Genomic DNA, 14,025 nt, shown 5'->3' with positions numbered 1-14,025 from the left:
GACAATGACCAAGGACGCCCTGATCGTCATCGACGTGCAGAATGATTTCTGCCCCGGTGGCGCGCTCGCCGTCGACGCCGGCGATGAAATCCTGCCGATCGTCAACAAGCTCATCCTTCGTTTCGACCGTGTCATCCTCACCCAGGACTGGCACCCGGCGCAGCATTCGAGCTTCGCCTCCTCGCATCCCGGAAGAGCGCCCTTCGACACGATCGCCATGCCCTATGGCGAGCAGACATTATGGCCCGACCACTGCGTCCAGGGCTCGGTCGGCGCCGAGTTCCATCCGGATCTGCACTGGACCAAGGCGCAGCTCGTCATCCGCAAGGGTTTCCGCCCGCACATCGACAGCTATTCGGCCTTTTTCGAGAACGACCGCCGGACGCCGACGGGGCTTGCGGGCTATCTGCGCGAACGGGGCATTACCCATGTCACCTTTGTCGGCCTTGCCACGGATTTCTGCGTGGCCTATTCGGCGCTCGACGCCGTCAGCCAGGGTTTCACCGCCGAGGTGCTGATGGATGCCTGCCGCGGCATCGACCTTGCCGGCTCCATGAAGATCATGACCGATCGCATGCTGAAGGCGGGCGTCACCCTGATCTGAAGCCCCGATAAGTGAACAGCTGCGCATTTTTCCACAGGCCGGCCGTCCGAAAAAGGCCGGCGGACAGAAAACTGTTGTTTGTCTGTCACATAATAAGGATACTGACCGCAAGCGCACTGAAGATGACGCCTCACGAATGGGAGAAACAAATGCAGATTGACAGCCGCAAGATCAGCCTTGCACTAGGCTTTATCCTCGCCTCGTCCACTTCATCCTTTGCCGTCACCGAAGTCTCCTGGTGGCACGCCATGTCCGGCGCCAACAACGAGGTGGTGAACACGCTGGCCAAGGAATTCAACGAAAGCCAGAGCGAATACAAGGTAACGCCCGTATTCAAGGGCACCTATCCCGAAACGCTGAATGCCGGCATTGCGGCCTTCCGCGCCAAGCAGGCACCGGACATCATCCAGGTCTTCGATGCGGGCACGGGCGTCATGATGGGCGCCGAGGGCGCCATCAAGCCGGTCGCCGACATCCTGTCGATGGGCGATTCGAAGTTCGACAAGAGCCTCTATCTGCCGGGCATCGTCGCCTATTATTCGAAGCCGGACGGCACCATGCTGTCCTTCCCCTATAACAGCTCCTCGCCGATCCTTTATTACAACAAGGACATCTTCAAGAAGGCAGGTCTCGACGAGAACAACCCGCCGAAGACCTGGCCGGAAGTCTGGGAAGCGGCGAAGAAGATCAAGACCAGCGGCGCGGCCAATTGCGGCTATACCTCGACCTGGCTCACATGGATCCATACCGAGAATTTTGCCGCCTGGAACAACGTCTCCTTCGGCAGCAACGAGAACGGCATTGCCGGAACCGACGTCGAACTGAAGATCAACGCCCCGATCTTCGTCAAGCATTTCCAGGAACTGGCCGATCTCGCCAAGGACGGCACCTTCCGTTACGGCGGACGCACCTCGGAAGCCAAGCAGCTCTTCACCTCCGGTGAATGCGGCATCTTCACCGAATCCTCCGGCGGTCTGGGCGATGTCGTCAAGTCGGGTATCAATTACGGCACCGGGCAGCTGCCCTATGAGCCGGAAGCCCAGGGCGCACCGCAGAACACCACGCCCGGCGGCGCGAGCCTCTGGGTCTTCGCCGGAAAATCCGACGAGCAGTACAAGGGCGTCGCCGCCTTCTTCGCCTTCCTGTCGAAGACCGAAATCCAGGCGCGCCTGCATCAGGTCTCGGGCTACCTCCCGGTTACGCTCGCAGCCTATGAAGAGACGAAGAAATCCGGCTTCTACGACAAGAACCCGGCGCGCGAGATCCCGATCAAGCAGATGATGGGCAAGGCACCGACCGAGAACTCCAAGGGCGTTCGCCTCGTCAATCTTCCGCAGGTCCGCGATATCGAGAACGAGGAGTTCGAGAACATGCTGGCCGGCAAGCAGACCGCCCAGCAGGCGCTCGACAATGCTGTAGAGCGCGGCAATGCCGCCATAAAGCAGGCCATCGGCCAGTAAGCATCGTTGCAACGCAATCCGTCCGCGGAATTTCAGCGCGGACGGATCCCTCTTTGATAAAGCGAGATTATTCATGGCATCGTCCACCCGCGTGACGTTTCCGAATAAATTATTGCCCTATCTTCTCCTTGCCCCGCAGCTCGCGATCACCATCATCTTCTTCTATTGGCCTGCCTCGCAGGCCATCCAGCAATCGGTGCTGCGCGAGGACCCGTTCGGTCTGGCGACGCAATTCGTCGGCCTCGGCAATTTCAAGCGCGTCCTCAACGATCCGAACTACCTGAATTCCCTGCAGGTGACCGTGGTCTTTTCGGTGGCGACCGCGCTGATAGCGATGGCGCTCGCGCTTTTGCTCGCCGTCATGGCCGACAAGGTCGTGCGCGGCAAGGGCATCTACCGCACATTGCTCATCTGGCCCTACGCGGTGGCGCCGGCAATCGCCGGCATGCTGTGGCTCTTCCTGTTCAACCCCTCGATGGGCACCCTCGCCTATCTGATCCGCTCTACCGGCTATAATTGGGATCCGCTGCTGGACAGCGGCCAGGCCATGGTGCTGGTCGTCGCCGCGGCGGCGTGGAAGCAGATAAGCTACAATTTCCTGTTCTTCGTCGCCGGCCTCCAAAGCATCCCGAAATCGCTCATCGAAGCCGCCGCCATCGATGGCGCGGGCGAAAACAAGCGGTTCTGGACGATCATCTTTCCGCTGCTGGCGCCGACGACCTTCTTCCTGCTCGTCGTCAATACCGTCTACGCCTTCTTCGACACGTTCGGCATCATCCATGCCGTCACCGGCGGCGGCCCCGGCAAGGCAACGGAAACACTGGTCTACAAGGTCTACAATGACGGTTTCGTCAACCTCATTCTCGGCGACTCGGCAGCGCAATCGGTGATCCTCATGGTCATCGTCATTGCCCTGACGGCCATTCAGTTCCGCTATGTCGAGCGGAAAGTCCATTACGGCTAGGATGCGGACATGATCGAGAACAATCCCATAGGCCGCTTCATCGCCCATTTCATCCTGATCCTGGGCATAGTGATCGTCGCCTTTCCGATCTACTACACCTTCGTCGCCTCGACGCAGACCCTGCAGGAGGTGATGCGTCCGCCGCTGTCGCTCCTGCCCGGCGCCCATTTCTGGGAGAACTACAAGGCGGCGCTGTTCGGCGGCGTCGGGCGCATCGGCGGCGTCGGCGTCGGCCGGCTGCTGTTCAATACGCTGGTGATGGCGCTTGGCATAGCGATCGGCAAGATCGTCATTTCCATCCTCTCGGCCTATGCCATCGTGTTCTTCCGCTTCCCCGGGCGCATGGTGTTCTTCTGGCTGATTTTCATCACATTGATGCTCCCCGTCGAGGTGCGCATCCTGCCGACCTACAAGATCATGGTCGATCTCGGCCTCATCGATACCTATACCGGGCTGATCCTGCCGCTCATGGCTTCGGCCACGGCGACCCTTCTGTTCCGGCAATTCTTCATGACGATCCCCGGCGAACTGGTGGAAGCGGCGCGCGTCGATGGCGCCGGGCCCTGGCGCTTCTTCAAGGACATCCTGCTTCCCTTGTCGAAGACCAACATCGCCGCGCTCTTCGTCATCCTCTTCATCTATGGCTGGACGCAATATCTCTGGCCGCTGCTCATGACGAACCGCAACGACATGGCCACGATCGTGATCGGCCTGCGGAAAATGATCTCCTTCGCCGATGCCGATACCGAATGGCATCTGGTGATGGTCACCAGCATTCTTGCCATTGTCCCGCCCATTCTCGTTGTCGTCCTGATGCAACGCTGGTTCGTGCGCGGCTTGGTCGAAACGGAGAAGTGATTTATGGCAAGCGTAGAATTGACCGATGTCCGCAAGGTCTATGGCAGCTCGGTAGAAGCGGTCAAGGGCGTGAACATCGCCATCGAGGATGGCGCGCTCTGCGTGCTGGTCGGCCCCTCCGGCTGCGGCAAATCAACCTTGCTGCGCATGATCGCCGGGCTGGAATCGATCACCGGCGGCACCGTGCGGATCGACGACAGGACGGTCAACGACCTTGGACCCGCCGAGCGCGATATCGCCATGGTGTTCCAGAATTATGCGCTCTATCCGCATATGAAGGTCTATGACAACATGGCCTATGGCCTGCGCAATCGCGGCATGCCGAAGGACCAGATCGACAAGCGGGTGCGCGAGGCCGCCCAGACGCTGGAACTGACGCATCTCCTCGATCGCCGCCCGCGCGAACTATCCGGCGGCCAGCGCCAGCGCGTCGCCATGGGCCGCGCCATCGTCCGCAACCCGAAAGTGTTCCTCTTCGACGAGCCGCTGTCGAACCTCGACGCGAAACTGCGCGGGCAGATGCGGGTGGAGATCAAGAACCTCCAGCGCCAGCTCGGGGTGACCAGCGTCTATGTCACGCATGACCAGCTCGAAGCCATGACGCTCGCCGATATCCTGGTGGTGATGAATGCCGGTGCCGTCGAGCAGATCGGGGCGCCGCTGGATATCTACGAGAAGCCGGCGAGCACCTTCGTCGCAAGTTTCATCGGCGCGCCGCCCATGAACCTCGTTCATGTGACCAGCGACGGCAACGGCCTCATTCTCAATGATGGAACCAAGATCGGCGCAACCGGGCTTGCCGTGCCCGGCGAAGGCGCGGTGATCGGGTTCCGGCCCGAAGATCTCGAGGTTGCCGCCGACGAGAAGTCGCATGCCGGCGGGCTCGTGCTGGAGCTCGGCATTCTCGGCGTCGAGCCTGTCGGCGCGGAAAGCTATGTCTATGGAATAGTCGGCGGCGAAAGGGTGGTCGTGCGCGTGGCGGGCCGTTCGGCGTCGCAGACCGGCGACAGCCTGCGGGTGATCATACCCCGGGAAAAGCTCCATCTTTTCGGCAAGGACGGCAAGCGCCTGAACGATTGAGCCGGAAGAACCATTTCAGGACAGGCATAAAAAAGGCCGGGACGAACCCGGCCTTTTTCGTGATGCTTACCAGCTCGGTACCGCGGCACCCTTGTACTTGTCGAGGATGAACTGCTTCACCGGATCGGAGTGATAGGCCTCGATCAGCGTCTTCACCCAGGGCTTGTCCTTGTCGGCGGTGCGAACGGCGATCAGATTGATGTAGGGAGCCTTCTCGCCTTCCTTGAGGATGGTGCCGTTCATCGGGTCGAGACCGGCTTCGAGCGCGTAGTTGGTGTTGATCGCGGCTGCATCGACATCGTCGATCGAACGGGGCAGCTGCGCGGCGTCCAGTTCCACGAACTTGAAGTTCTTCGGGTTCTCGGTGACGTCATTGACCGTTACCTTGAGGCCCGCGCCTTCCTTCAGCTTGATCGCGCCCTTGTCGGCGAGGATGAGCAGCGCCCGTCCGCCATTGGTCGGATCGTTGGGGATGGAAATCGTCGCGCCATCGGCCAGTTCGTCGAAGCTCTTCACCTTCTTCGAGTAGACGCCCATCGGGAAGTTCACCGTATAGGCGACGTCGACGATATCGAACTTGCGGTCGGCGATCTGGTTGTCGAGATAGGGCTTGTGCTGGAACGAGTTGGCGTCGAGCTCGCCATCGTTCAGCGCCTGGTTCGGAACCACATAGTCGGAGAATTCGAGGATTTCGATGTCCAGGCCCTTCGGCTTGGCCACTTCCTTCACCTTCTCCAGGATCTGGGCATGTTCGCCCGGCGTCGCGCCGATCTTGATCGTTTCGGCCAGTGCGCCGGTGGCGCTCAGGACCGCTGCCAGTGCGGCCACACCGAGAATTTTCTTCAACATCTCATACTCCTGTTGTGTTTCTTGATTATCTGGGACGGTTTCGCTTGTCGAACTGCCGGGCGAGACGGTCGCCGGCGCTCTGGACAAGCTGAACGAGCACGATGAGGACGACGACGACGACAGCCATCACATCCGGCATGAAGCGCTGGTAGCCGTAGCGGATGCCGAGATCGCCGAGCCCGCCGCCGCCGACCGCGCCGACCATGGCCGAATAGCCGATGAGGCTGACGATCGTCAGTGTCAGCGCCGCGGCGATACCCGGGCGGGCCTCGGCCAGCAGCACCTTGAAGACGATCTGCATGGGGCTCGCGCCCATCGCCCGCGCAGCCTCCGAAAGCCCGGAATCGACCTCGCGAATGGACGTCTCGACAAGGCGCGCGATGAAGGGAACGGTGGCGAGCGTCAGGGGAACGATGGCGGCATTGGTGCCGATGGAGGTCCCGGCGATCAGCCGCGTGAACGGGATTATCGCGACGACGAGGATGATGAAGGGCGTCGAGCGCGTGGCGTTGACGATGAGGCCGAGCACCCTGTTGGTGCGCGGCGCCGGAAACAGCTCGCCCTTCTCGCTGGTCGCGAGGAATACGCCGAGCGGAATGCCGAACAGCGAGCCGACGAGGCCGGCGACCGCGACCATGTACAGCGTCTGGCCGGTCGCCCTGATGATGAGATAGATGATGTCAGCGGACATAACCGAGCACCTCCGATGCGAGACCATGCTCCAGCAGGAAGGCGCGCGCTTCCCGCAGTTTTTCTGCGTCGGCCAGCAGCGACACGACGAGCAGGCCGAACGGGCGCCCCGCGATCTCGTCCACGGCGCCGGCCATGATGTTGACTTCTATGCCAAGCTCGCTGCCGAGGCGCGCCAGCATCGGCTCGGTCGCATTCTCGCCCTTGAAGATGACGCGGATGATGGCGCGCGCCCCCGGCGCCGCCTCTTCGCTCATGCGGCTGGTCAGGAACTCCGGCAGGTGCATCCCCGAAAGCCCGCTCAGAAGCGCGCGTGTCGTCGGATGTTCATGTGCCGTGAACACGTCGAATGTCGAGCCCTGCTCGACGATGCGCCCGCCATCGATGACGGCGACATGGTGCGCGATCGTCTTGATGACTTCCATCTCGTGGGTGATGAGGAGGACGGTAAGCCCCAGTTCCCTGTTGATCTGGTGCAGCAGCGCCAGGATCGACCGCGTGGTCTCGGGGTCGAGCGCGGAGGTCGCCTCGTCGGAAAGCAGCAGCTTCGGCTCGGTGGCGAGCGCCCGCGCAATGCCGACCCGCTGCTTCTGGCCGCCGGAAAGTTCGGACGGATAGCGGTCGCGCTTGTCGGAAAGCCCGACGAGTTCGAGCAGCGGCGTGACGCGGCTTTCGATCGCACGACGGTCGAGCCCGGCAATCTCGAGCGGCAGCGCAATATTGTCGAATGCGGTACGCGACGAGAGCAGGTTGAAATGCTGGAAGATCATGCCGATCTCGCGGCGGACCGAGCGCAGGCTCTTCTCGTCCATGGCCGAAATGTCGGTTCCGTCCACATGGACCTGCCCGCTGCTCGGCTTTTCGAGGCCATTGACCAGCCGGATCAGCGTCGACTTGCCCGCGCCGGAGCGGCCGATGATGCCCGTTACCGAGCCGCGGGGAACGGTGAGATCGATCCCGTCCAGCGCCACCACTTCCGCACTCGTCCTGCCGGCTGAAAACCGCTTCGAAACCTGGCGGAATTCCACCATGGGCGCGGCATCCCGCTGCGGGTCCCGGGCAACCGCCTGCGCCTTCGTCTTTATCGCCATCATATTCATCTGCGGCACGCACCCGGCCGCCCTATTGCCAATTTTCGACCGTCTATATAGGCGATCGACGATTTGCGATAGGCTTTGGTAAAAGTGTTGAACATTTAGGCTCGGTGGTTGGTGGCGGGAAATCCTGCCACCAACATAGATGAGCGCCCTGCGGCCCAACAAGCAGCCGGTTTCATATTGTGGTCATATGCCGGAATCTTATTCTAAAAGAACCGTACTAACAGGTTGCAAAAACTGCATCTTTGCAGACGCTATGCCGCGCGATAGCGATCCAGCCAATGCGCATAGGGTGCGGGCAGCACCCATGACGGGCGATCGACGCCGAGTTCCCGCGCCGCGCGGTAGGGCCAGTGCGGGTCGTTGAGCAGCGGCCGCGCCAGCATCACGAGATCGACCATGCCATCCGCCACCAGTTTCTCAGCCTGTTGCGGCGTGCTGACATACCAGGAGGTGGAGGCCGGCAATCCCGCTTCCTGCCGCACCCGCCCGGCGACTGGACCGAGGAACGCGGGACCCCAGGGGATATTCGCGGCATCGGTCGAGAATCCCATGCTGACATCGATGAAGTCGAGCCCCTCCTGCTTGAGGATGCGCACCAGTTCTACGGCCTCGGCCAGCGTTTCCTCGTCATGCCCGTCGAATTCGATCACGCCGAGCCGCATGGCCAGCGGCAGCTCCTGCGGCCAGACGGCGCGAACCGCACGGAACGTCTCGAGCAGGAAACGGCGGCGATTCTCGACACTGCCGCCATATTCGTCGGTGCGCTGGTTGGCGTGCCGGGAAAGGAAGCTCTGGGCGAGATAGCCATGGGCAAAATGCAGTTCCAGCCATTTGAAACCCGCAGCCAGGGCCCGGCGCGCGCTGTCCACGAATGCCTGCTTCACCCGGTCGATGTCGGCCCTGGTCATCGCCGCGGGCACCTTGGAAAGACCGCCGCCGTGGGCAATCGCCGATGGTGCTATCGTCGCCCATCCGCGCGGATCGCCTTCGGCAATGTGGTCGTCGCCTTCCCAGGGCCGGTTGGCGCTGGCCTTGCGCCCGGCATGGCCGATCTGGATGCCCGCCACCGCGCCCGCATCCTCGATCAGCTCCACCGCCGAGCGCAGGCCCGGGATCTGCTCGTCCTTCCACAGGCCAAGGCAGGCGGGCGTGATCCGCCCCTCGGGCGATACCGCCGTGGCCTCGACCACGACCAATCCCGCGCCGCCACGGGCAAGGCCGCCGAGATGCACGAGATGCCAATTGTTCACCAGCCCGTCCTCGGCGGAATATTGGCACATGGGCGATGCCGCGATCCTGTTCCGCAGGGTTACATTCTTCAGGGTGAATGGCTCGAAAAGTGCCGCCATCAGTGTCGTCTCCTTGGCATGGTCAATCATTTATTTGATAGTTCGATAATTTTCGAACAATAGCAATACACGATCATTTGTGCTAGAATCAAGGCCATGAGACAGTTTCGCCACCCCGCCCCAAGCGAGATCCAGCTGGAATCCGTCCTCTATGCGCTGAGCGATCCCATGCGCCTGTCGATCGTCCGGCAATTGGCCCGGGAAGGCGAAGCCACCTGCGCCGCGCTGGACGGTGGCCGGCCGAAGTCGAGCATGTCGCATCACTTCCGCATCCTGCGCGAAGCGGGCATCATCAAGACCCGCAATTCGGGCACGTCGCACATGAACGAACTGCGCCGGCAGGACCTGGAGAATGTGTTCCCGGGCCTGCTCTCGATCGTGCTGAAAGCACCCGAGACAGAGGTGGCGCGCTGACAATGTACAAGTAGAGTTGTACTGGCGGCCGATGACACGCTTCCGGCCCCCAATACTTCCGGATTCATATTGATAATGGTTACCCGGAAGTTGATGAGATAATTATATTTTTATCTGTTGAAGATATCTGCCGCACCAATTCATGCGAGCTCGTCCGATATCGTTGAAGTGCCTCCCCTTCGGGGGCAAGGACATTGGTAACTATCAGGAAAAATGATAAGTATTTTAACCAATGCCGAACAAAATCACTCTAGCATGAATACAAGTACACACACTGCCTGAGGCCCGCGCGTGCGATTGTCCAAATTCATCAGCGTTGACGCCATCCGATCCCTGTTCGGAATGCGGGGAACCATAAACCCCACTGTGAAGCGTCGCGTCTACGCCGAGCAGATGGATGTCGCGCTGCGGCTTGCGCCGTTCACGGTTCTGGTCGCCATGTGCGTCGTGTTCGTGGTCACTTACGTATTCTGGGATTTCGGCCCGAAGCTCTATCTCGGCGGCGTCGCCATCACTGCGGCCCTGTTGACGGCGGTTTCGCTTTTCGCCTGCTGGCAATGGTACGAACTGCCCAAGGTCAAGGAACTCGGCTTCGATGCCATCCGCTACCTGATCATCATGTCGGCGCTCTACGGCATTTGTCTCGCCAGCATACCGCTGATGCTGTTTCTCGATGCCGACGCCTACCACCGGCTGCTCATCGCCTGTACCGCCGCCGGCCTGATGGCTACCGGCATCGGTATCGCCGTGGTGCCGCTGGCGGCGATCGCCTATTCCGGCACCATCATCACCGGCTCGTTCTTCGCGCTGGCGGCGACGGGCGAGGACTTTTTTCTTTTCATCGCCGTTCTTCTGGCCTTCTACGCGCTCTTCATCCTCTTCACCATCGTGCACATGAGCAATCTCATCGTCATGCGCACGCTCGACCAGATCAAGGTCGAGCAGCAGAAGGAGGTCATCAGCCTGCTTCTTTATGATTTCGAGGAGAATGCCAGCGACTGGATCTGGGAGACCGATGCGGATCTGCGGCTGCAGCACACCTCGCCCCGCCTGGCGCAGATCGCCGCCAAGACCACGCGCGAATTGCAGGGCATGCCTTTCGCGCAGCTCTTCAAGATCGACCAGGCGCATCCGGAAGCGGCCGTCAAGGTCGGTTCCATGTGGCAGGCGATCGAAAATCGCCTGACGTTCCGCAATCATATCCTGCCCATCAACATCAAGGGCGAGACGCGCTGGTGGTCGCTGACCGGCAAGCCGATCTTCGACAATGCCAGCATGTTCATCGGCTATCGCGGCGTCGGCTCCGATGTCACCGCCGCCAAGCAGTCCGAGGACCAGCTTTCCTATCTCGCGCGCTATGACGTGCTGACCGACCTGCCCAACCGCACATTGTTCAGCGACCAGCTGCAGCAGGCGACCAGGGACCTCGACGCCGGCCTCTCCTCCTTCGCCGTATTCTGCATCGACCTCGACGAATTCAAGACCGTGAACGACAGTTTCGGCCATGGCATCGGCGACCAGCTGCTGCGGCAGGCGGCCGAACGGCTGCGCAACTCCTCGCCCGCCAGCTACACCGTCGCCCGCCTGTCCGGCGACGAATTCGCCATTCTCGCCCGCGGCGCCGATCACGCCGCGGCAACCGAACTCGCCCAGCAACTGGTCCAGAACATCTCGCAGCCGTTCTGGATCGACGGTATCCAGATCAATATCCAGCTCAGCATCGGCATAGCCATCGCTCCGACCGACAGTGTCAACGACATCATGCGCTGCGCTGATCTTGCGCTCTACCGCACGAAGAACGAGGGGCGGAACAGCTTCCGCTTCTATGAGGTGGAGATGGATGCGCGCATCGAGGCCAAGCGCGCGCTGGCAATGGACCTGCGCGGCGCCCTCGCCCGCAACGAATTCATCCTGCACTTCCAGCCCATCGTATCGGCGCAGACGCTCAAGACCGTGAGTTTCGAGACCCTGCTGCGCTGGAAGCATCCGGTGCATGGCTTCATCTCGCCGACGATCTTCATCCCGATTGCCGAGGAAACCGGCAATATCATGCCTCTCGGCGAATGGATCATCCAGGAAGCCTGCCGCATCGCCGCCTCCTGGCCGCAGGATGTCCATGTGGCGATCAACATCTCCGCCATCCAGTTCCGCCATTCGGATCTCGCGTCGATCGTCCGCGACGCCCTGAACAAGAACGATCTGAAGCCGAGCCGGCTCGAACTCGAAATCACCGAATCCGTGTTCCTCGAGGCCAATGTCGCCGCAATATCGCTGCTGCGGCAGTTCCGCGCCATGGGCGTCAGCATCGCGCTCGACGATTTCGGCACCGGCTATTCGAGCTTGAGCTATCTGCGCAAGATGCCGTTCGACAAGATCAAGATCGACCAGTCCTTCGTCCGCGACCTGCCGCACAATCGCGGCAGCCTGGCGATCATCCGCGCCGTCATGGGCCTCGGCGCGAGCATGGGCATGACCATCACCGCCGAGGGCGTCGAGACGCGCGAGCAGCTGGCCTGCCTCCAGAAGGAGGGCTGCGACCAGGTGCAGGGCTTCCTTTTCAGCCCCGCCGAACCGATGGAGAAGACCTTCGATCTTCTGTCCTTCGACCGGGAGCGCTACCAGGTCGCCAGTTGATCAGATCTGGCGCTTCGCCTGTTCCAGGTTCTGCGGGCGGTAGCTTGGCGACAGCCGCGAATCCTTGGGCCAATAGGCAAGGAAGCCCTTGATCACCTCGCCCGGAATGTCGAGCGGCGCATAGCTGTCCCTGTCGACGAACATCAGCGACTGCTCGCCATGGCCGAGAAGCCCCTGCGAGGCGCTGTGGATCTCATGGGCGAGCGTGACGAATTTGCGGTTATGGCGGGCAATCTTGATGCGCACGCTGACCTGCTCGAATTCCTTCGATTCCCGGCGATAATCATGGGTGAAGGAGCGCGTGAGAATGTAGAAACGCGTGGTGGCCAGGTCGAAATCCGGCATGCACACATTGAAGAACAGTTCGCGCGCCTTGCCGACCCATCGCACATAATTGGCGAAATAGACATTGCCGACCGAATTCGTATCGTCATAGGTCGGGATGAGCTGCATCACGAACCACTCGCCGTCGAAACCGTGCGAGGGCGAGATTTCCTCCAGGCCGTCGGCGGCGGCGATCGGCGATGGCGTCATCATCCGCACCGGCTGATCGACGATTTCCACCGGGACCGCCCTGGGTTTCGGGCCGATCAGCTCGATGATCACCGGCAGCGCGCCGATAAGGCCGATGAATGGCGAAATGAACAGGAAGCCCGGCACCGGCTGCACATAGCCGAGCACGAAAATCAGCGACGAGCCGCAGCCGATCATGAAGCTCAGCACCGGATCGAACTTCGGCTTGGCCCCGAGGGATTCGCAAACGAGGTTGGCCGACGCGCTGACGAACAGCGTCGCAAAGGGCATCATGAAATACATCAGCGAGAAATTCGCCGGCACCGCGACAAAGGCCACCCAGGTGGCGCCGATAAGCAGCCAGAGCGGCGAGGAAGCGATATTGTCGGGGATGAGCGCCAGCAGCGGGCTGTTGCTGCGCATGTTCTTGCCCTTGAGGAACCAGGCAGTGGCGCAATAGAAACTGTCTACCGTCGAGGCGAGCGCGATGACCGTCCAGATGACGAAGGCGACCACCAGCCGGGATTGGCCATTCTCGGCCGCAAGGACGGCCGCCGCCGATACGGCGCCCTGGGCGCTTGGCAGGCCGTCGATCGAAAGCACGCTGCCGATGGGTCCGACCGCCGAGGCCGTCAGCGCGTTGAGCAGGAGGAAGCCGAAGAAGATCAGCGCGCCGGCACCGTAGGCGACGCCGACATTGCCGCCTTCCCGCTTGATCTGCGCCGCCCTCTGCCAGTGCTGGATATCGAGCCATGGCCCGAGCAGGAAGCCGATCAGCGTCGGCATGATCAGCCCGTAGAAGCGCGCATCGAAGCTCTGCAGCGGCACACCCGGGTAGTCCGAGGTTGCACTCAGGCCGGCAAGCAGCACGATTGCCGCCGCGACCCCGATGATCGTATAGGCGATGTGGAGCAGCTTGAGCTGGCCGAGCGACAGGGCGTGGCCGACCGCGCAGGCGAAGAGCAGGAGAAGCGCGACGCCAAGCCCGGCGCCCTCGCCGACGATCGGTTGCCACAGATAGGCGACGAAGCCGAAGATCGTGACGATGAGCGCCGCCATCTGGAACAGCAGGAAGACGCCCGCATAGGGCCCCTCGATCGTTTTCATGATCTGGTCGGGCGAACGCGCGCTCCTGCCGAGAATATAGCCGAACAGCCACAGCCCGGCGACATTGGCGATGGCGAAGCCGAAGAAGCCCAGCCAGCCATAGGTCAACGTCACATGGAACGAATAAAAGAAGCCCAGCCCCCACAACCAGGACAATCCTATCGTCGGCGCCCAGACCAAATCTCGCACGAACTTCATCATGACCCAGTTTTTTCAGATCTCGGTGACCCACACACCGTACTTTAGTCGATGTTATTTGCCGTGATAAGTCAATGATCGAGACGGACGCTGGACGGTCGCAAACGATATTTTTTCGGTCATGGAAATAAATGTGCTCACATCCCCCTCATGCCGGGCAATGGGCTCCGGACCGGGCGGGGGTTTGATTGCAGGGCGGTCGCCG

Annotated in this window: 12 protein-coding genes; 7 read left to right on the top strand and 5 right to left on the bottom strand. The window is 61.4% G+C overall.

Annotation, left to right across the window (positions count from 1 at the left end; all coding sequences use genetic code 11):
* The first annotated feature begins 4 nt into the window (after positions 1-4).
* The 5 genes from pncA (at position 5) to ugpC (ending at position 4,966) form a co-directional block, all read left to right on the top strand.
* Positions 5-604 carry a bifunctional nicotinamidase/pyrazinamidase gene (gene pncA, locus M8997_RS01915; RefSeq protein ID WP_250013167.1) on the top strand — a complete coding sequence of 200 codons (600 nt, stop codon included), beginning with the start codon at positions 5-7 and terminating at the stop codon, positions 602-604.
* A 149-nt stretch (positions 605-753) separates the two neighbouring features.
* Positions 754-2,064, top strand: a complete 1,311-nt coding sequence (gene ugpB, locus M8997_RS01910) for a sn-glycerol-3-phosphate ABC transporter substrate-binding protein UgpB (RefSeq protein WP_250013166.1) — start codon at positions 754-756, stop codon at positions 2,062-2,064.
* Between the two features lie 73 nt (positions 2,065-2,137).
* A complete protein-coding gene (gene ugpA, locus M8997_RS01905; protein WP_250013165.1) occupies positions 2,138-3,028 on the top strand; it encodes a sn-glycerol-3-phosphate ABC transporter permease UgpA in 891 nt (296 codons plus the stop codon).
* A gap of 9 nt (positions 3,029-3,037) precedes the next feature.
* On the top strand, positions 3,038-3,886 hold the full coding sequence (gene ugpE / locus M8997_RS01900; protein WP_250013164.1) for a sn-glycerol-3-phosphate ABC transporter permease UgpE: 849 nt from the start codon (positions 3,038-3,040) through the stop codon (positions 3,884-3,886).
* Between the two features lie 3 nt (positions 3,887-3,889).
* Complete coding sequence (gene ugpC / locus M8997_RS01895) at positions 3,890-4,966, top strand: sn-glycerol-3-phosphate ABC transporter ATP-binding protein UgpC (RefSeq protein ID WP_250013163.1); 1,077 nt, start codon at positions 3,890-3,892, stop codon at positions 4,964-4,966.
* A 66-nt stretch (positions 4,967-5,032) separates the two neighbouring features.
* Here the strand turns inward: ugpC and M8997_RS01890 are convergent, their stop codons facing one another.
* The 4 genes from M8997_RS01890 to M8997_RS01875 all read right to left on the bottom strand — a co-directional run bounded on the left by M8997_RS01890 (position 5,033) and on the right by M8997_RS01875 (position 8,954).
* Positions 5,033-5,812, bottom strand: a complete 780-nt coding sequence (locus M8997_RS01890; protein ID WP_250014358.1) for a MetQ/NlpA family ABC transporter substrate-binding protein — start codon at positions 5,810-5,812, stop codon at positions 5,033-5,035.
* Positions 5,813-5,840: 28 nt separating this feature from the next.
* Positions 5,841-6,506, bottom strand: a complete 666-nt coding sequence (locus M8997_RS01885; protein WP_250013162.1) for a methionine ABC transporter permease — start codon at positions 6,504-6,506, stop codon at positions 5,841-5,843.
* Positions 6,496-7,596 (bottom strand): methionine ABC transporter ATP-binding protein, encoded by a 1,101-nt coding sequence (locus M8997_RS01880; RefSeq protein WP_371929474.1) that lies wholly within the window; start codon positions 7,594-7,596, stop codon positions 6,496-6,498. The genes M8997_RS01885 and M8997_RS01880 overlap by 11 nt, the downstream gene beginning before the upstream one ends.
* A 260-nt stretch (positions 7,597-7,856) precedes the next feature.
* A complete protein-coding gene (locus tag M8997_RS01875; RefSeq protein ID WP_250013161.1) occupies positions 7,857-8,954 on the bottom strand; it encodes an NADH:flavin oxidoreductase/NADH oxidase in 1,098 nt (365 codons plus the stop codon).
* A 96-nt stretch (positions 8,955-9,050) separates the two neighbouring features.
* Between M8997_RS01875 and M8997_RS01870 the strand changes: the two genes are divergently transcribed.
* Both M8997_RS01870 and M8997_RS01865 read left to right on the top strand, forming a co-directional pair.
* Positions 9,051-9,368 (top strand): helix-turn-helix transcriptional regulator, encoded by a 318-nt coding sequence (locus M8997_RS01870; RefSeq protein ID WP_250013160.1) that lies wholly within the window; start codon positions 9,051-9,053, stop codon positions 9,366-9,368.
* A 291-nt stretch (positions 9,369-9,659) separates the two neighbouring features.
* Positions 9,660-12,002 carry a bifunctional diguanylate cyclase/phosphodiesterase gene (locus M8997_RS01865; protein ID WP_250013159.1) on the top strand — a complete coding sequence of 781 codons (2,343 nt, stop codon included), beginning with the start codon at positions 9,660-9,662 and terminating at the stop codon, positions 12,000-12,002.
* On the opposite strand, the gene M8997_RS01860 is transcribed toward M8997_RS01865, so the two are convergent.
* Entirely contained in the window at positions 12,003-13,820 is a 1,818-nt protein-coding gene (locus tag M8997_RS01860; RefSeq protein ID WP_250014353.1) for a thioesterase family protein, read from the bottom strand.
* Positions 13,821-14,025 lie beyond the last annotated feature (205 nt).

It is taken from the genome of Phyllobacterium sp. 21LDTY02-6, assembly GCF_023554255.2.
Taxonomy (GTDB): Bacteria; Pseudomonadota; Alphaproteobacteria; order Rhizobiales; family Rhizobiaceae; genus Phyllobacterium.
This window is presented reverse-complemented; position numbering and strand designations above follow the sequence as displayed.

Bases quoted from the DNA above. Each gene is read 5' to 3' on its own strand.
- M8997_RS01885 (WP_250013162.1), bottom strand. From the start codon at position 6,506: ATGTCCGCTGACATCATCTATCTCATCATCAGGGCGACCGGCCAGACG.
- ugpA (WP_250013165.1), top strand. From the start codon at position 2,138: ATGGCATCGTCCACCCGCGTGACGTTTCCGAATAAATTATTGCCCTAT.
- ugpE (WP_250013164.1), top strand. From the start codon at position 3,038: ATGATCGAGAACAATCCCATAGGCCGCTTCATCGCCCATTTCATCCTG.
- M8997_RS01875 (WP_250013161.1), bottom strand. From the start codon at position 8,954: ATGGCGGCACTTTTCGAGCCATTCACCCTGAAGAATGTAACCCTGCGG.
- M8997_RS01880 (WP_371929474.1), bottom strand. From the start codon at position 7,596: ATGGCGATAAAGACGAAGGCGCAGGCGGTTGCCCGGGACCCGCAGCGG.
- M8997_RS01870 (WP_250013160.1), top strand. From the start codon at position 9,051: ATGAGACAGTTTCGCCACCCCGCCCCAAGCGAGATCCAGCTGGAATCC.
- ugpB (WP_250013166.1), top strand. From the start codon at position 754: ATGCAGATTGACAGCCGCAAGATCAGCCTTGCACTAGGCTTTATCCTC.
- M8997_RS01860 (WP_250014353.1), bottom strand. From the start codon at position 13,820: ATGAAGTTCGTGCGAGATTTGGTCTGGGCGCCGACGATAGGATTGTCC.
- ugpC (WP_250013163.1), top strand. From the start codon at position 3,890: ATGGCAAGCGTAGAATTGACCGATGTCCGCAAGGTCTATGGCAGCTCG.
- pncA (WP_250013167.1), top strand. From the start codon at position 5: ATGACCAAGGACGCCCTGATCGTCATCGACGTGCAGAATGATTTCTGC.